This window comes from Shewanella carassii (assembly GCF_019670705.1).
Classification (GTDB): Bacteria; Pseudomonadota; Gammaproteobacteria; order Enterobacterales; family Shewanellaceae; genus Shewanella; species Shewanella carassii.
In genome coordinates this window covers 70,617-87,576 of the sequence record NZ_AP024618.1, presented here as the reverse complement: position 1 = coordinate 87,576, position 16,960 = coordinate 70,617, and the positions used below count along the sequence as shown (strand labels likewise).

Genomic DNA, 16,960 nt, shown 5'->3' with positions numbered 1-16,960 from the left:
GTTTCTATGAGCACTGTCTTTACCAATCCCCTGTCCATCCCCGTGCTGGGCTTCTGTGCCTACAGCGGTACAGGCAAGACCACACTGTTGAAACAGTTGATCCCTGAGCTGAATCGTCGTGGCTTGAGACTGGCAGTGATCAAACACGCCCATCACAACTTTGATATCGATGAGCCGGGTAAAGACAGCTATGAGATGCGCAAAGCCGGCGCCAGACAGATGTTGGTGGCCTCCCATGTACGTTGGGCCTTGATGACAGAAGATCCGCTGGACAGAGATCCGGATCTGCTGCATCTACTCGGCCAGCTGGAACAGGACAAGGCCGATCTGGTGTTGGTGGAAGGCTTCAAGAAACTGGCGCTGCCCAAGATTGAATTACATCGATCCGCCCACGGCAAACCCTTTATCCATACCGAGGATCCCAATATCCTCGCAATAGCCTGCTGTGACGAAACCAAGCTGCCAGGGGAGATCCGCCGCCTGGATCTCAACAATGTGGCGCAAATTGCTGATTTTGTGCAGCAGTATGTTCGCGATTATCGTCCCGAATCCAAGCCCTCTTCAGCAAGAGCCCTGCCCTTAAGCGCCTGTGAGCTCGGCAGTGAACAGAATCTGTCGGTACGTCAAGGCATTGACCATATCCTGGAGCAAGTCAAACCCGTCACCGAGACAGAGCTGTTGACGCTCGATGAGGCCGACAATCGTATTCTGGCCCAGGATGCAATATCACCTGTGAATGTGCCACAGCAGACCAACTCGGCAATGGATGGTTACGCCTTCGCGTTTCAAGACAACATGTCACAACCCTTTGAGCTGAAAGGAGAAGTGCTTGCCGGTCATCAATATTCTGGCCAGTTGCAGCCGGGTGAAGCGGTGCGAATTATGACAGGTGCGCCGGTTCCTCTGGGTGCAGATACCATTCAACCCAGAGAGCTTGCCACCGAAACCGATGGCAAGGTCAGCTTCAGTGGCAAAATCTACCGCGGCCAGCACGTGCGTCTGGCGGGTGAAGATATTGCCCAAGGCGCTGTGGCCCTTGGCAGTGGTACACGTTTGGGCGCTGCCGAGCAAGGCCTACTGGCTTCGCTGGGTCTGTTTGAGATGCCCCTCAAGCGCCGCCCCAGAATTGCCGTATTCTCCACCGGCGATGAAGTCAGCCAACCCGGCACTGAGCTGAAGGCCAACTGCATCTACGACTCCAACCGCTATACCATCAAGGCGATGGCCAAACGTCTGGGCTGTGAAGTGCTGGACTTGGGGATCATCGAAGACTCAGAAGCGGTTCTGAGCCAAACATTGGGCCAGGCGGCGACTCAGGCCGATGTGATCATCAGCTCGGGCGGGGTGTCTGTCGGCAATGCCGATTATATCAAGACAGTGCTGGCCAAGCTGGGAGAAATCAACTTCTGGCGCATCAATATGCGCCCGGGACGCCCATTGGCGTTCGGTAAGATAAACCAAACATTGTTCTTCGGCTTGCCCGGCAATCCTGTGGCCGTGATGGTCTCTTTCCTGATGTTTGTTCAACCTGCATTGCGTAAACTGGCCGGTGAACCAAGCTGGCAGCCAAGACTTTTGCCGGCGATTGCCGATGAAGCCATGCGCAGCCGCAGCGGCCGCACCGAATTCAGCCGCGGCATCATGACCCTGGGAGATGACGGTCAATTGCACGTACGCACGACCGGTGCCCAGGGCTCAGGCATGCTCAGCTCCATGGTCAAGGCCAACTGTTTGGTGATTATCGGCGAGGCCGATGAACGCATAGAGGCGGGTGAAACCGTCTATGTACACCCGTTTGCAGACCTGCTCTGAGCCTGCCCTTGAACAGCCTTAGTGACGGCTTCGGCCGCAAAATAGAATATCTGCGCCTCTCCATTACCGACAGGTGTGATTTTCGCTGCATCTATTGCATGAGTGAAGATCCCTGTTTTCTGGAGCGGGAACAGGTATTGAGCCTGGAGGAGCTGGCCTTTATCGGCCGCGCCTTTACCGAGCTTGGCGTCAGCAAGATACGCCTCACCGGCGGCGAACCCTTGGTACGCAGCGATTGCGACCGCTTGGTGGCGCAGCTCGCGGCATTACCCGGGCTCAAAGATCTTTCCATGACCAGCAACGGCTCCAGGCTGGCCAAACTGGCTCCGGCGCTGAAAGCCGCCGGCTTGAACCGCCTCAATATCAGCCTGGATACCCTAAAGAGCGAACTCTTCACCACCCTGACCCGCAACGGCAAGCTGGAGCGAGTGCTCAAGGGCATAGATGCCGCCAAGGCGGCCGGCTTTGACAGGATCAAGATCAACGCCGTGATCCTCAAGGGACGCAACGAAAACGAAATTATCGATCTGCTGGAGTATTGCCGTCAAAAGCAGCTGGATATCGCCTTTATCGAAGAGATGCCTCTGGGTGTGATGGAAGAGCGTTCTCTGCCAAGACACATGAGCAGCAGTGATGTCAGGGAAATTATCAATCAACGCTGGCCCTTGAGCCTGTCAGCCAAGCGTACCGGCGGCCCGGCACGTTACTACAGCATGGCCGACAGCCCTATCCATATAGGTTTTATTTCACCCCACAGCCATAACTTTTGCCATGAGTGCAACCGGGTCAGAGTCACGGCCGAAGGCCGCTTGCTGCTGTGCCTGGGGAATGAACACTCGCTGGATCTGAAGCAGATCATCCGCAGCCATCCTGGTGATATAGACGTATTGAAGCAGGCTATCTTCGAGGCGATTCAGCGCAAGCCCAAAGAGCATCACTTCGACGATCCCAATCAGGTGCAGATCCTGAGGTTTATGAACAGCACGGGTGGCTGATACCGGCCACCGTGCTACACTGACGATTCGACCTCAATCAAACTATTTTTGCCCATGGCACTGACCCGCAAACAGTGGAATAACATCATTATTCTGGCCTCGATCCTGATGGTGTCGGTACTGACCTTGCTGGATAAACGCATGAACTCGGTACCCGATACCCGCGAGCTGTTTGACAGCCATACTGAACTGCAGCAGCTGCAACTGGACGGGATCTGGTTGGCACAGGCCGCCAATGGTCAATGGCAGTGTGACCCCAAGGTGCTCAATTGCGCCGACTGGAGTCAAGCCTGGCTCAGTATTCGGGTATCACCATTGGCCAGTAAGCCTGAACTCACCCAAGATGAGCGGCCACAAGAGTTGCTGCTGAAAGTCAGCGGCGCTGCCGAGCCACAACTTTGGCTGTTCTATCCCCATCAGGGACTGCTTAAATCTGCCGCCGGGAACTGGTATCTTATTCCCCCCAGCCTCAGAAGTGGTGTTGTACCTCTGCTGAGTGTATCCACAAGCTGATAGAGCAGAGAGCCTTATGCCAGAATTGCCGGAAGTGGAAGTGACCCGCCTCGGGGTTGCGCCGTATCTTGTCGATCAGACTGTCAGTAACCTTATCGTTCGTAATCCGTCACTGCGTTGGCCGGTACCCGAAACGGCCCGCAATATCATAGGACAGACCATCAGAGCCGTGCGCCGCCGCGCCAAATACCTACTGCTGGATACAGATGCCGGTACCTGCATAGTGCATCTGGGGATGTCCGGTAGCCTGCGGATTTTGCCCCGTAGCACACCGGCGGAGAAACACGATCATATAGATCTGGAGCTGGAAAACGGCCGGGTGCTGAGGTTCAACGATCCGCGCAGATTCGGTGCCTGGCTATGGTGCGAGTTGCCGGAAACGGCACATCCGCTGCTGGCCAAACTGGGCCCCGAACCTTTAACGGATGCCTTCAATGTCGCGCAACTGCACGCGGCGCTCAAAGGCAAGAAGAAGGCGATAAAACTCTGTCTGATGGACAATGCCATTGTGGTGGGTGTTGGTAATATCTATGCCAACGAAGCCCTGTTTGCCGCCGGGATCCACCCGCAGGCCGAAGCCGGTAAAGTGGATAAAGAGCGGCTGACAGTGCTGGTCGCCGAGATAAAGCTGATCCTGGCTCAGGCCATCAAACAGGGCGGCACCACATTGAAAGATTTCACCAATGCCGAAGGTAAACCGGGTTACTTTGCCCAGAAGCTGCACGTCTATGGCCGCGGTGGGGAAACCTGTACCCAATGCGGCCATATGTTATCCGAAATACGCCTGGGACAGCGCACTACAGTGTTTTGCAGCCTGTGCCAAACAAGGTAAATCCCCTTCAACACATTTATGTCTAAAAGCAACAGCTTAATGAACCAACAACAACAACCGTTAATTTCTGTAATAGTTCCGTGTTTTAACGTAGAAGAATATCTCAAAGAATGCTTGGAGAGTATTCTAAAACAGTCATTTGAAGATATTGAGATCATCTGTATTGACGATTTTTCAACTGACTCGACTCCAAAGATTTTGGCTGATTACAATACTCAAAACAGAAGAATGTCTGCCATCCGCCATACTGCTAATCAAGGCTTGGGAGCGGCCAGGAATACCGGCGTTAATCACGCGAAAGGAAAGTACCTGTTCTTTATCGATAGTGATGATCTTCTTACATATGACGCGTTAGAAGATTTGTATAACGTTGCCGAAGCAACTCAAGCAGATATTACCACAGGGCAAATCCGCGCTTTTGATGAGAATGGGTTACACTCCTTTACTCCCTCCTTTAATGGAATAAAAGGGAAATATACCTATACCGAGTTTAGAAAATATATTTTAGGGAAGGTTTATGTATCCGCAGGAGGTCGTCTTTATCGCCGAGCATTTTTTGATGAGGAGATTCAAGCATTCCCAACCCATTGTTGGTATGAAGATGTAGTGCCATTCTTTAAAGGACAGCTTTCTGCTAAGTCATTAGCAGTATCATCAAACGTTTCTTTATTATGGCGCCAGAGGACGGGAAGTATATCAAAACAAAGGGTGAAAACTGATGATATAAAGTCTTATCTCAGAGCTGTTTACACCCTATTAGCCGAACATACACTCCTCAACAGCAGGGATGACTTTCTGCTCTTCATTGGCAATAGTTTCGCTTGGTATCCTAATACTCCCGAATTACGACGAGCGCATAGAGAAATTCTGGCTGAATTCGGCTATCAAGACGCAGACTTTTTACGTGTAGCCTCAATAAAGAAGTTACGCAGAATTATGGAGCAACCAGTAAGCTTTTGGGACAGAGTACGAGCCAAGCTCAATGCATAGAAGGGTCATCACTCCCTCATCCACTGTCCCGGGTGCGGGGTGTAGTAACTGACCATGGTCTTGGGAGCCTGACACTCGGGTAAACTCGCCGATGCCCCAAGTAAATACCACTCCTCTCTGTGGGCTGTGCCCACGTTCTGGCCCTTGCTCATATCAAAGCAATCAAGCGTTATCCCACCGGGAACCAGAAGATAGCGTTGTTTACCTTGTTGCAGCCACTGCCAGGCCCTGCGCTCCTGCTCGGCAGTGGAAGCCAGATAACTGAAGTGGGTAATACTCATGGGAGAAAACAGAATAAACTGCTCCTTAAAGCGGATCAGCCCAAGCTCGGCATCTTCACCTATCACCTCGGCAGTGTGCTGCATCAAGGCCTTGGGAGTACGTATTTCATCGAGCAACAGATAACCCCAGGTGCTGACCAAGACCCAACCAAGAATAGTCACCACACCGGAGCGGAGCAGCGAAGGCTGCTTCCTTAGCCACCAAATCAAAATTAGCCAGGAGGAACCGAGCACCATAAACAGGTAGCCGATACCAGTGAGATCATCGGTATAGTCCGCCAGTCTCTCGAGCAATTTGGGATGGTGCAGCAATGCCAGCACGCCCAGAGTCAGCAGCAAGACACCCAACAACCACAACAAGGCGGACACCAAGCGCTCAAACCACAGACACAACTGTGCTCCCTGCAGTACTGCGGCAATGGCCAGCGCAGCCATCGGCAGTGCCGGCAAAATATAGACATTACGCTTACCTGGGCTGATGCTGAAAAACACCACCACCAGCAAGACCCATAACAGCAAAACGGCAATGCCTGGATCTGCCTTGATGGCTGTCCAGAGTCGCTTTCCGTAAGCCAATGCCAATAGGGGCAGCGGGAACCAGAGCCAGGGAATGACACTGAAAACAAAGAAATACCAAGGCTTGATATGATGCCAGGCGTTGACGTAACGCTCACCCGTCTGCTTAAACAGAATATTGTTCATATATGCCAGGTGTTCCGGGCTGGCCGATGCTTGAACCGTCAGCACCATGGGAACCAACCAGAGCGCAATTACGGCCAGCATAACAATCGGCCCCAATACTATTCGCCAGCGCCAACTCTCTCGCCACAAGCCCTTTTGCCAACTGTACATCCCCAACGGCAACAGCAGCAGCAAGGGCAGAAACCCAACTCCCTTGGTGATAACTCCCAGCCCCATAAAGCCCCAAGCGGCAAAATACCAGCCCCAACTGGGTCCCTTGAGGAAATGGCGCAAGAGGCCATAGCACCCCAAGGTTATCCAGCACATCACCATGGCATCTATCTGGGCATTCTTGGCCTGCATCAAAAACTGCGGCACCAACATCAGTAGCAGAGCGGCGTTGCGCCCGGTGCGAACATTCCAAAGTCTGGCGCCCAGATCGTAGACCAGCATCACGGTCAGCAAACCACACAGGGCATTGGGCAGTAAGAAAGCCAGCTTGAGGTCTCCAATCAAGGCGTAACAAAGTGCTATGGCCCACATGAAAACCGGCGGTTTGTCCGGATAGAATTCGCCACCACGGCTGGGAAACAACCACTGACCGCTGCTGACCATTTCTCTGGCGACTTCGACAAATCTAGGCTCGTCGGCAGGCCAGGGAGAGCGGAATCCTATTCCCAATAACATAATAAACAGGGTCAGCCAGAACAGTGCCCAAAACACTTTTGTGTAATCATCACTGTCAAAGTAGCTACGCAGCCAATTCATCAAAGCCCCTGTTTATCTGTAACCAAATCATCCACCTGACGGCTCAGGCGATTACGGTAAAGGTAAGTTCCTATGGCGCTGGAAAGCAGCAATAACACCAGGCTGATACCGAGTTGATACTGATCAGACAAGCCCAAGCCGGCTCCCGCATAGGCAAAGATCAGCATCTGCGGCAGGTAGCCGATGAAACTGCCGATTAAGAAACCGCCCGCAGGCACCCGGGTTGCCCCGGCGAAAAGGTTGGTCAACAGGTTACTACCAACAGGTAACAGCCTGATCATTAAAACTTTAAGCCAGGTGCGATGAATGATCAGTTGTTCAAAACGTTGCAGCCGCGACCCAAAGCGCTTCTTTAGAAACTCGCGCACCGTCAAACGGGCACAATAAAAGCTGAGGAGACAACCTGCCAAGGCGGCAAAGGTGGAAAACAGGGCGCCCACAGCCCCCCCAAGCGCGAAGCCGAAAACAAATGCGATGATCTGCCTCGGGCCGCCCACAGCGGTAAACAGAGCGCCCACAGCAAACAGTAACGCCACTCCGGCAGGCCCTTGGCGATGAATAAAGTTGGCAACCCAATTACTGTCGGTGAGATGCTCAAACCAGCCGACCTGAACGGCCAACATCAGCCCAAGCAAGACAGAGAGCAACAACAGTGTCTTTAGCAGGCGCTTCAGCTTAGTCCCGGCGGCTGTATTCAATGCTGTCTATCTCGGCTATTTTGGCACGGCGAATCAACCACATCACCCCGAGGATATCGACTATTCCCACCCAGAGTCGATTCCAGGCGGTATATTTGGAAATACCGGCTTGTCTGTCTCTGTGATTAACCACAGAAATACGCACGTCACCGCCCATGCGGCGGATAAGCGCCGGAATATACCTATGCATATGGTTGAAATAGGGGAGTTTCAGAAAACTGGCTCGTGGAAACAGTTTAAGACCACAGCCGGTATCCGGGACGCCATCGTGCAATAAGGCATCGCGTACCCTGTTGGCAAAACGGGATTGAAAGCGTTTCCAAGCCGTATCTTTACGGTGCTTTCGATAACCAGCAATGCAAAAATCAGCACTGTTCATTTCCGGGATCAGCCGAATCATGGCGGGAATGTCGGCAGGATCATTCTGACCATCGGCATCCAGGGTCACTATATATTCCCCCTTGGCCTCGCGCACACCAGTGCAGATAGCCGTGCTCTGGCCTGTACTGCGTTTATGGCGAATAACTCTGGCATCACAGCCGTTTTGCTTTGCTGTTTGCAACACTTCTTCGGCAGTGTTATCGCTGCTGCCATCATCTACAACCAGAATTTCAAAAGGGGTTGTACTTGCCAAGGCCTGACAGATTTCATTAATGAGAGGGCCTATATTGCCGGCTTCGTCTTTGGCGGGTATTACGACTGAAATCAAAAATAAGCTCCCGGGATACTGACCTAAAAACAGTTCAAGCCTATGTTCCATAAGCTTGAACTGCAGCATAGAAGTCGATTCTTAAGGCTAAATTATGTCAATGCCACCTTTTGCGCAACCATTAAATCCAACGCAAATAACATTTTAATTACAGGCATAAAAAAAGCCGGCTAAGCCGGCTTGGGGAGGTGTTATTTCTCAGAATCTGTATTCGTAACTGCCAAATAGGCTGGCATCGGTATCGTTATCAGTATCGAATTCTGAACGGGAAGCGGTTCCCCCAAAAGTCATCATCCCCTTCAGCAAGGGCATACGATAGCTGAGTTCCAACATCAGTAAATCTTCCTTGGCGGGTTTGGGGGCCCAACCATTATTTCGGTTTTTACCGTCTTTGTTGAGCTGAGCATAGCGCAGGTAGGCGTTAATACCATGGCTGTCGGCAAATTGACCCACCAAGCCCAGAACGTAGACCTTGGCATCGCTGTCATAGGTAGAACCCAAGGAACGTTTGTAATAACGGGAACCACTCAAATAAGTGCTGTGCTCATAGAAACAGTTGAACACATTGGGATCACCACCACAGGCAACCAGAGTATCCGTATACTCAAAGAACAGCTTATATTGCTGCTGTGCCAGGTTGAAGCGAGTATCGGCCCCCATCAGCACAGCGCAGTCGGCAATCTGCCATGGCGCCGAACCACTGGAGTCCTCACAGGTGCGCTCCAGATAGAGACCAAAAGGCACATTAAACAGGGTATCGGCATAACGAACGTCGAAACCTGCCATCTGGTTACCTATCTTGGTATTCATTGAAGGGTCGCAGTTCAGGTCACCATCTGCACACTCGGTTCCACCGGAAATAGCATCCCAGAATGAACCAAAGCCGCAATCTTGGCCCTCTCCACAGAATTGTGTGGTCCAGGAAAGGCCTATTTCCAACTGTTTGAAGGGCCTGACACTGCCGCGCATGTTCCACAGCAGTGTGTCTTCAACGGCTCTGTCGTCATTCATCCAACTGACACCTGCGGTTAGGGTCCAGGGGCCAATCCAGGATAGCCAAGGGGTTTCAAAACCGGCAGCATTATTACGACTGAGCATAACTGACGGCATAGGGCGGGCATTGTTTGACTTGTGCAAGGCCGAATCAAACCCCGGGCCCCACCACTGCTGTACCGCGCCTGCAGTCATTATCCAGTTGCCCAGCACCAACGCCATGTAGGAGTCATCTAAACGAGCACTCTCATCGTCTTGGGCATCGAAGGCACCGGTTCCCGCCGCCTTGAAGGCAAAACGTTCTCCAACATATTCGTAGGAGGCACTCAGTTGTCCCTTCTCACGGTAGTCAGAGCCAAAATGTTGAAACCGGGCGGCATCCGAGGCAGCCGTCGCCTTGATAACAGCATTGCCACGATTTTCTATCGCCTGACGATAGTAAAAATTCACTCTGGAAAAAGCATCTGTCAGCGCAGGAGTGAGGGTTGCCGGCTCAACCTTGGCCAAATCGGCACCGATACCGGCCCACATCAAGGGATAGGTATTGACCGGAACCGTGATTACCCCGGCATCGGCCAGCGCTTGTATATCGGCTCTTAAATAAATGTCGGAACTATCGACCCAAGGTGCCGCATGACTTGCTGCACCCATACCTAGACCAATAGCCACTACCAAGCTCTTGTACAAAAGACTTCTCATTGAACTTAACTTCCTTGCTTTTTGATTCGGGTAACCAAGGCTTTGGCAACATCCGGATGAACAAATTGACTGACATCGCCGCCATGTAGCGCAACTTCTTTCACCAGGGTCGATGAAATAAATGAGTTTTCTTCAGCCGGAGTCAAAAAGACACTCTCCAGCTCAGGGTGGAGTCGACGATTCATATTGGCCAGTTGGAACTCATATTCAAAATCAGAAACCGCGCGCAGACCCCGAACCAACACATTGGCACTCTGTTCTTTAGCAAAGTCCACCAGTAGCCCGGTAAAGCCAACCACCTCGACATTGTCCAGATGTGAGGTCACCTTGTTGAGCATGGCGACCCTTTCTTCCAGAGTAAAACAAGGCTGCTTCGATGGACTGGCCGCTACGCCTATTACCAAGTGAGAAAACAGTGCAGCGGCACGTTGAATAAGATCCGCATGCCCATTGGTGACAGGATCGAATGTTCCGGGATAGATGGCACGTGTGTGCATAGGGATACCGATATCATATGATTCGAATACAGAGGCCAGATCCTAACCGCTCACACAGTGTTTGTGAATACGTATTAGGCGTCTAAGTCATAGCACTCTATCTTCACATCCTATGTAGAAAGTCCCATCATAGTGGTGGATGCCGAATGGCTTTAAAACAGCATAAACTAAATTTTATTGTCATAGATGAGTGATTTAGTTGGCGCTCCAGCCAACGACTGATGACCAACATTAAGATGCTCACTCTAAATATCATAACCAATTAAAAATGATACAAATAGTCAATTATTGTGAATGATGTTCTGTAAAGTGCAAATTGTGACCATATCCATGTCATCTCATAAAAATAGTCAATATACTCGGTTAATTTGAAGACTTAGGCGTATATTTATGCAGTATATAGCGCATTTTGACCCAAGTATTGGCAGTAGCAACTTGGGAGACCAGATTATCAGTTTGTCGGTAAAACAAGCTCTAAGTTCAACATTGGACAACATACATCTTATTAGCTTTCCAACCCAATTAAAGCTAAATCGGACAGCAGTCAGAACCATTGCTAAAACCGATATGGCCATTGTTGGCGGCTCGAACCTCTTATGTCCGAGTTTACTAAACTATCGCCAATGGAAAATAGGGTTATTGGAGGCCTTGACGCTAAAAAACACTATGTTATTTGGCGTTGGTTGGCATAGTTACGGTAAGGAAGCGGATAAATTCAGCCAATTTATTTATCGTAAGCTTTTGAATAATGATAACTATCATTCGGTACGGGATGAATACACTAAAAAACAATTAGAAAGAATTGGAATCCCCAATGTTATCAATACAGGCTGCCCTACTCTTTGGGCATTGACGGAAGAACATTGCAGGGAAATAAATACCGAAAAGCAATTGAATGTGGTATTCACATTATCCGATTGGCGCAAAAACCCCGAAAATGACTTGAAACTGTTAAGGCTTCTAAAAAAACACTATGACCAAGTGTATTTCTGGCCTCAAGGAAAAGGAGATTTAGAGTATTTACATAACCTTGAGTCTGATATAGCTAATGTTGTGATATTAGGAGCCAGTGTTGCGGCATTTGATAAACAGATGCAGACAAGAGACTGTGATTACATCGGAACTCGTCTACATGGCGGTATTCGCGCCTTACATCACAAGTGCAGAAGCTTGATCTTGGGTGTGGATAATCGCGCCATTGAAATGCAAAGAGATTTCAATATCCCAGTTGTCGCTCCTGAAGACGAAAGTGCAATCGAAAAGTGGATTCTCTCACCACAAACAGTAAAAATAAATTTGAACTGGCAAAATATCCAACTTTGGAAGCAGCAATTACAAAATTAAGCTTCGAATCGCGAACGCAACATACAGTTACAAATAGCACCAAAAAAACAAAGACACCGAAATAATTTAGAAACATTAAAAACAATGGCACTACCTTAATATCTTATAACAAACACCAGTGTCTTAATTTGAATATAAATTTTGAATTGCCAGCCTTGGCTATCTAAAATGCCAACCCTAAGCAGCAACAGGGTTGAGTTTGATGAGTAAGTTAAGAGTGGCACTCTTGGTTGATGAGTATTTTGGTGGTGCCAAAACAAAGTTTGGTGGTTATGGTTTTCTTGCCAGAAATTTAGTTGCCAAATATCTTCCTGACAATGATATCGAAGTCGAAGTGCTACTAAAAAAGGACTGCGGTAAGGTCAGACTCTTTCCCAAATGTTATATTATTGATGGCATCAGAGCCTATAAACTAGCCGCCAGAGCATTTGATATTGTTAACCACCTATTTCTCAAAAGAAAAAAGTATGATGTTTTTTTGTCTATTGAAATGACGACTCATTCATACCGTATATTCAGTAAAGCCCCAGGTAAAAATAAGAAGTTGCTGTTTTGGATTCAGGATCCACGCCCCACTTATGAATGGGATGAAATAAATACCGTCAAGCTGTTTCCAGAACCCTGCTATTGGGATCAACAAGTCTATGATTTTGTAAATCAATACGCCAAGACAGGGAATGTTCGTTTCATCAGTCAGGCCAGATGTTTAGATCAAAAGGCCAAAGACTTGTACCGTCTGCCGGCCAATACCGAGATCCAGTATCTGCCCAACCCTATTGAAATAGATGAAAATTTCGACCCAGATTGTCATAAAAAACAAGATAATATTTTGTTCCTCGGGCGGATAGAATCCGTAAAACGCGGTTGGTTATTTGCCGAAATTGCTCGTGCCATGCCGCAGTACCAATTCTACATGTTGGGACAGGCACATAGACAAGCCGATGAGAACAACGCCGTGATGGCCAAGTATCAAGACATACCCAACCTGCACTTTGTCGGTCACGTTGAAGGCGAGCGTAAAAATCAGCTGCTGAAAGACGCCAAGTTGCTGGTCAATACCTCTATTCATGAAGCCTTACCCGTGTCATTTCTCGAAGCCTTGTCATACGGAACCCTATTGGTCAGTTGTCAAAACCCGGATGAATTGACCCGTCGCTTTGGCATTTATACCGGCAAGGTTCTCGGAGATGGTTTTGACCAATTACCTCTGTTCATCGAAGGAATTGAGCAACTGCTGCAGAATGAAGCCAAACGCCAAACCTTGGCTAAAGAAGCTATCGCCTACATCAAAGAGGTACATCATCTGGACAAGTTCAAACACGATATGTCCAGCGAGATACGGGCAATGGCATCACAAAGCAACCAACAGGTGCAAAGTCCGCAAGTAACTGGCTCAGCCAAGCCCCGCACAGTACAATAAGGTTTTTATCCTATTGGGGCAGAGATGAAACGACTCATAGTCGACCTTGATGGCACGCTGACTCTAGGTGACAGCAAGGACTATAGCGCGGTGTCGCCGCGCTTGGATGTGATAACCAAACTGCGTGAATATCAAGCGCAAGGGTTTGACATTGTTATCTCAACCGCTCGCAATATGCGCACCTTTGAGGGGAATGTCGGTAAAATCAATATCCATACCCTGCCGGTGATCACCGCTTGGCTCGATAAGCACCAAGTTCCCTACGATGAAATTCTGGTGGGTAAGCCTTGGTGTGGCCATGAAGGATTTTATATTGATGACCGTGCTGTCAGACCTTCTGAATTTGCCGAGTTAAGCCGGGAACAGATAGAAGAGTTACTGGAAAACGACAAAGCATAGGGCCAAGGCATGTACCTGATAACTTCTGCAGCACTCGTGGCATCTGAACTTCAGTCGGAATTCGGACCACTGCCGCCCTGTTTTTTACCGGTAGGTAATAAACGGTTATTTCACCATCAACTGGCCCTGCTTCCAGAGGGTGCAAGGGTGGTGATGACACTGCCCGAGGGTTTTGTTCCAGGACCCTATGACACCCAGGCATTGGCAAAAAAGCAGGTGGAACTTCTGTATCTGCCGACACACTTGAGTCTGGGAGAGTCGATAGTCTATGCCCTTAATCTGCTGGAATTTGCCGCGGCAGAACCCCTGTATGTACTGCATGGAGATACCTTGTTCGATGCCCTGCCACAGACCCCGGATCTACTCGGCCTGAGCCAAGTTGAAGACAACTATGATTGGGCCGAATTCAATCCAGATACCGGCATGCTCAATAAACACCATAGTGATCAACCACCATCCAGTGAATTGATCGCCAATGGTTTTTTCAGTTTCTCTGCGCCCAGAGCCCTGATCCGCCATATTACCCAATGCAAGTGGGACTTTATCGCAGGACTCAACGGCTATATTGCCGAAAAAGGCCTCACCCCCAAGCGCTTCGAGCATTGGTATGACTTCGGCCACAGTCATACTTACTATCAGTCCAAGAGCCGAATGACCACCCAGAGAGCCTTCAATGAGATGTCGATTCATGGGCAAGTAGTCAGTAAATACAGCCACAAAAAGCACAAACTGGCCGCCGAAGCCAACTGGTACACCGAGCTTCCAGGGCCACTGCGCAGTTATATCCCGCAATTGCTTGGCACCCAGGAAACCACTGAATCCTTTGGCTACAGCATAGAATATCTGCATCTGACAGCGCTCAACGAACTGTATGTCTTCAGCCAACTTCCAGCCTTTGCCTGGCGTAAAATACTCAGAGCCTGCAGCCAGTTTCTCAAGGATGCTGCTAGTCAAAAGGCGCAACCAAAATCGACTCTAGATGGCTTGTTTATGGCCAAGACCCGCTCACGCCTCAAGGAGTTTGCCAAACAAACGCCGCTGGCTCTCCACCAGCCCATCGTTTTTAACGGCCAACTCAGGCCCAGCATCTATCAACTGGCCGAAGCGACTCAGGCGCAACTTCCTGGTGACAGTGGTCAACTCAATGTGCTGCATGGTGATTTTTGCTTCAGTAATATTCTCTACGACTTTCGCACCTGTAATATCAAGGTGATAGATCCTCGCGGCATAGACGGCGACGAGCAGCAAACCATATATGGCAACAGCCTCTACGACATAGCCAAACTGGCCCATTCTGTGATGGGACTGTACGACTCCATTATCGCCGGCTATTTTCGGGCACAGCTCGACGGTCAAGCGCTCAACTTCGATATTGCGGTGACAGAGAGACGGGAACAGATCATGGCCGATTTCACCCAACTGATGGCCAGTGAATTCGGTGTCAGCGAAAGCCAGCTCTACGCCATGCAGATCCAGCTATTTCTGTCCATGCTGCCACTGCACAATGACAGACCCGACAGACAATTGGGCTTTATCGGCAATGCCTATCGCCTGTATGATCGCCTGCAAAGCTGCACAGGAGCCCAATTATGATAGTCATCCCCATGGCCGGACTCAGTTCCCGTTTCTTCAAAGCCGGCTACCAGGAACCCAAATATATGCTGCCGGCCCATGGCAAGCCTTTATTTGACCATGCGCTGCTGAGTTTCAGCCGTTATTTTGCGACCATGCCGTTTCTATTTATCGTGCGCGATGTCTATAACACTCCAGAGTTTGTTGAAAAACGCTGCCGGCAACTGGGGATCAAGGATTACCGTATCGTCTCGCTCACTGAAGCGACTCGAGGACAGGCCGAAACCGTCTATTTGGGGTTAACGGATGTCGACCCGCAAACTCCGCTGACCATCTTCAATATCGATACTTTCCGCCCGGACTTTAGCTTTCCAGCCATCACAGAGCATTGCGACGGCTATATTGAAGTGTTCAAGGGTGAAGGCAGTAACTGGTCATACGCCAAACCTGCCGCTGTAGATTCGACGCTCGTCGTTGAAACCGCAGAAAAAAGGCCGATTTCCGATCTGTGCAGTACAGGTCTGTACTACTTTCGCCATGCCGCCGATTTTTGCGCAGCCTATACCCAGGAGGCCGCCAAGCCCGCCAGCGAGTGGCAAAAGCAGGAGCTGTATATAGCGCCTTTATACAACTACCTGATAAGTCAGGGTAAGCAGATCCATTACCATCTGATTGAACGCGATGAAGTGATTTTTTGTGGTGTTCCTGAAGAATATCTATCCCTGTTGGCCCAGGCAGATTAGCCAGGCTCCTTTCGACGACAATTCAGACGCTTAATTATGGCAATCAATTTCAGCGATATCACAGTGGTAGTGCAAGGCCCAGTTCAAAGCTACCAGGAAAGGGCCCAGGAAACAGGCATTACCCATAAGTGTTTGCAAAGCATCAGAGAGCACCTGCCCGGAGCCAAGATTATTCTCTCCACCTGGGAGGGGCAGGATTGCAGTGGACTGGAGCCGGATCTGCTGCTGCTCAATCAGGACCCGGGTGGCAATATAGTGGCCTATGATGCCGCCGGAAAACCGCAAAAACTCAACTTCAACCGCCAAATTGTCTCCTCCGCCGAAGGGCTTAAACGGGTAGAAACCCGCTATGCCGTCAAACTGCGCTCGGACAATTTCCTGACCGGCAACGGTTTTGTGGCAGCCCAGGGCAAGTATCCCGTCCGCAATGCCACCGACAGCTATTTCCAGGAAAGAGTCGTTGTCAATACCAGCTACTTTCGGCGTTATGCCGAAGGGCAGAGAGTCGTCAGGCACCCGAGTGACTTTTTCCACTTTGGGCTCAAGGAAGATCTATTGAAGATATGGGACCTGCCACTGTTTGCCGATCTCGAGTACAACCCTTCGAGAAGCGGCCAGGCGCAATATCATGGCGCCCCTTTGACCTGCCCCCATGCAGAGCAGATTTATTGTGATATCTGGCTGAGACGCCTGGATCCCGCATGGCCCAAGCTGGAGCACAGGCACCATTTTGATGCCGCTATGGATGAGCAGTGGGATAGATTTATGGCTTCAAATCTACTAGTGCTGGAGCCTGAGCAGATTGGGCTTGGTCTGATAAAGCGCTTTATCCCCAAGAGCAAGCGCCCCAACGAGATGAGTCATCTCGACTGGCAACTGCTCTACCAGCGCTATTGTGACCCTAAGTTTCCAGCTTCCAAACTGGCCCTGTTCAGTGCTCTGGGATGGCGACGCATGCTGAAAATGCCTTTCAGCTACCTCAAGTTCAGACTCGGTTAACGGGTTCTGGCAAAT

16 protein-coding genes are annotated in these 16,960 nt (G+C 50.0%); 11 read left to right on the top strand and 5 right to left on the bottom strand.

Annotated features, from left to right (window positions below; translation table 11 throughout):
- The first annotated feature begins 6 nt into the window (after window positions 1–6).
- From K5621_RS00380 to K5621_RS00360, 5 genes are read left to right on the top strand one after another with little or no spacing between them, the layout of a single operon-like run.
- On the top strand, window positions 7–1,812 hold the full coding sequence (locus K5621_RS00380) for a bifunctional molybdopterin-guanine dinucleotide biosynthesis adaptor protein MobB/molybdopterin molybdotransferase MoeA (RefSeq protein WP_221050163.1): 1,806 nt from the start codon (window positions 7–9) through the stop codon (window positions 1,810–1,812).
- A gap of 8 nt (window positions 1,813–1,820) precedes the next feature.
- The gene (gene moaA / locus K5621_RS00375; RefSeq protein ID WP_221050162.1) at window positions 1,821–2,807 is read left to right on the top strand and encodes a GTP 3',8-cyclase MoaA; all 987 of its coding nucleotides are present in this window, start codon (window positions 1,821–1,823) and stop codon (window positions 2,805–2,807) included.
- 54 nt (window positions 2,808–2,861) lie between these two features.
- Window positions 2,862–3,320, top strand: coding sequence for a hypothetical protein (locus K5621_RS00370; RefSeq protein WP_221050161.1), 459 nt, complete (start codon window positions 2,862–2,864; stop codon window positions 3,318–3,320).
- 16 nt (window positions 3,321–3,336) lie between these two features.
- Window positions 3,337–4,152, top strand: coding sequence for a bifunctional DNA-formamidopyrimidine glycosylase/DNA-(apurinic or apyrimidinic site) lyase (gene mutM / locus K5621_RS00365; protein WP_221050160.1), 816 nt, complete (start codon window positions 3,337–3,339; stop codon window positions 4,150–4,152).
- 39 nt (window positions 4,153–4,191) lie between these two features.
- A complete protein-coding gene (locus tag K5621_RS00360) occupies window positions 4,192–5,142 on the top strand; it encodes a glycosyltransferase family 2 protein (protein ID WP_221050159.1) in 951 nt (316 codons plus the stop codon).
- Between the two features lie 8 nt (window positions 5,143–5,150).
- Here the strand turns inward: K5621_RS00360 and K5621_RS00355 are convergent, their stop codons facing one another.
- The 5 genes from K5621_RS00355 to coaD all read right to left on the bottom strand — a co-directional run bounded on the left by K5621_RS00355 (window position 5,151) and on the right by coaD (window position 10,468).
- The gene (locus K5621_RS00355) at window positions 5,151–6,872 is read right to left on the bottom strand and encodes an ArnT family glycosyltransferase (RefSeq protein WP_221050158.1); all 1,722 of its coding nucleotides are present in this window, start codon (window positions 6,870–6,872) and stop codon (window positions 5,151–5,153) included.
- Window positions 6,872–7,546: a TVP38/TMEM64 family protein gene (locus K5621_RS00350; RefSeq protein ID WP_221051097.1), complete on the bottom strand. Its 675-nt coding sequence runs from the start codon at window positions 7,544–7,546 to the stop codon at window positions 6,872–6,874. Before K5621_RS00350 ends, K5621_RS00355 begins: the two co-directional genes overlap by 1 nt.
- A 1-nt stretch (window position 7,547) precedes the next feature.
- Window positions 7,548–8,279: a glycosyltransferase family 2 protein gene (locus K5621_RS00345; protein WP_100144564.1), complete on the bottom strand. Its 732-nt coding sequence runs from the start codon at window positions 8,277–8,279 to the stop codon at window positions 7,548–7,550.
- Between the two features lie 198 nt (window positions 8,280–8,477).
- Window positions 8,478–9,971: a capsule assembly Wzi family protein gene (locus K5621_RS00340; protein WP_221050157.1), complete on the bottom strand. Its 1,494-nt coding sequence runs from the start codon at window positions 9,969–9,971 to the stop codon at window positions 8,478–8,480.
- 5 nt (window positions 9,972–9,976) lie between these two features.
- The gene (coaD, locus tag K5621_RS00335) at window positions 9,977–10,468 is read right to left on the bottom strand and encodes a pantetheine-phosphate adenylyltransferase (RefSeq protein WP_221050156.1); all 492 of its coding nucleotides are present in this window, start codon (window positions 10,466–10,468) and stop codon (window positions 9,977–9,979) included.
- Between the two features lie 390 nt (window positions 10,469–10,858).
- Here coaD and K5621_RS00330 point away from each other — a divergent pair, with 390 nt between their 5' ends.
- The 6 genes from K5621_RS00330 to K5621_RS00305 all read left to right on the top strand — a co-directional run bounded on the left by K5621_RS00330 (window position 10,859) and on the right by K5621_RS00305 (window position 16,945).
- Window positions 10,859–11,812, top strand: coding sequence for a polysaccharide pyruvyl transferase family protein (locus K5621_RS00330; protein ID WP_221050155.1), 954 nt, complete (start codon window positions 10,859–10,861; stop codon window positions 11,810–11,812).
- A 202-nt stretch (window positions 11,813–12,014) separates the two neighbouring features.
- Window positions 12,015–13,232, top strand: a complete 1,218-nt coding sequence (locus tag K5621_RS00325) for a glycosyltransferase family 4 protein (protein ID WP_221050154.1) — start codon at window positions 12,015–12,017, stop codon at window positions 13,230–13,232.
- 24 nt (window positions 13,233–13,256) lie between these two features.
- Window positions 13,257–13,631 (top strand): HAD hydrolase family protein, encoded by a 375-nt coding sequence (locus K5621_RS00320; RefSeq protein ID WP_221050153.1) that lies wholly within the window; start codon window positions 13,257–13,259, stop codon window positions 13,629–13,631.
- Window positions 13,632–13,784: 153 nt separating this feature from the next.
- Window positions 13,785–15,224 carry a phosphotransferase gene (locus tag K5621_RS00315; RefSeq protein ID WP_221050152.1) on the top strand — a complete coding sequence of 480 codons (1,440 nt, stop codon included), beginning with the start codon at window positions 13,785–13,787 and terminating at the stop codon, window positions 15,222–15,224.
- Window positions 15,221–15,946, top strand: coding sequence for a glycosyltransferase family 2 protein (locus K5621_RS00310; protein WP_221050151.1), 726 nt, complete (start codon window positions 15,221–15,223; stop codon window positions 15,944–15,946). The genes K5621_RS00315 and K5621_RS00310 overlap by 4 nt, the downstream gene beginning before the upstream one ends.
- Window positions 15,947–15,982: 36 nt before the next feature.
- Window positions 15,983–16,945, top strand: a complete 963-nt coding sequence (locus tag K5621_RS00305) for a WavE lipopolysaccharide synthesis family protein (protein ID WP_221050150.1) — start codon at window positions 15,983–15,985, stop codon at window positions 16,943–16,945.
- Window positions 16,946–16,960: the final 15 nt, after the last annotated feature.

Coding starts and splice junctions, on each gene's coding strand:
- K5621_RS00380 (WP_221050163.1), top strand. CDS start 7: ATGAGCACTGTCTTTACCAATCCCCTGTCCATCCCCGTGCTGGGCTTC.
- K5621_RS00370 (WP_221050161.1), top strand. CDS start 2,862: ATGGCACTGACCCGCAAACAGTGGAATAACATCATTATTCTGGCCTCG.
- mutM (WP_221050160.1), top strand. CDS start 3,337: ATGCCAGAATTGCCGGAAGTGGAAGTGACCCGCCTCGGGGTTGCGCCG.
- K5621_RS00360 (WP_221050159.1), top strand. CDS start 4,192: ATGAACCAACAACAACAACCGTTAATTTCTGTAATAGTTCCGTGTTTT.
- K5621_RS00355 (WP_221050158.1), bottom strand. CDS start 6,872: ATGAATTGGCTGCGTAGCTACTTTGACAGTGATGATTACACAAAAGTG.
- K5621_RS00340 (WP_221050157.1), bottom strand. CDS start 9,971: ATGAGAAGTCTTTTGTACAAGAGCTTGGTAGTGGCTATTGGTCTAGGT.
- coaD (WP_221050156.1), bottom strand. CDS start 10,468: ATGCACACACGTGCCATCTATCCCGGAACATTCGATCCTGTCACCAAT.
- K5621_RS00330 (WP_221050155.1), top strand. CDS start 10,859: ATGCAGTATATAGCGCATTTTGACCCAAGTATTGGCAGTAGCAACTTG.
- K5621_RS00325 (WP_221050154.1), top strand. CDS start 12,015: ATGAGTAAGTTAAGAGTGGCACTCTTGGTTGATGAGTATTTTGGTGGT.
- K5621_RS00320 (WP_221050153.1), top strand. CDS start 13,257: ATGAAACGACTCATAGTCGACCTTGATGGCACGCTGACTCTAGGTGAC.
- K5621_RS00315 (WP_221050152.1), top strand. CDS start 13,785: ATGACACTGCCCGAGGGTTTTGTTCCAGGACCCTATGACACCCAGGCA.
- K5621_RS00310 (WP_221050151.1), top strand. CDS start 15,221: ATGATAGTCATCCCCATGGCCGGACTCAGTTCCCGTTTCTTCAAAGCC.
- K5621_RS00305 (WP_221050150.1), top strand. CDS start 15,983: ATGGCAATCAATTTCAGCGATATCACAGTGGTAGTGCAAGGCCCAGTT.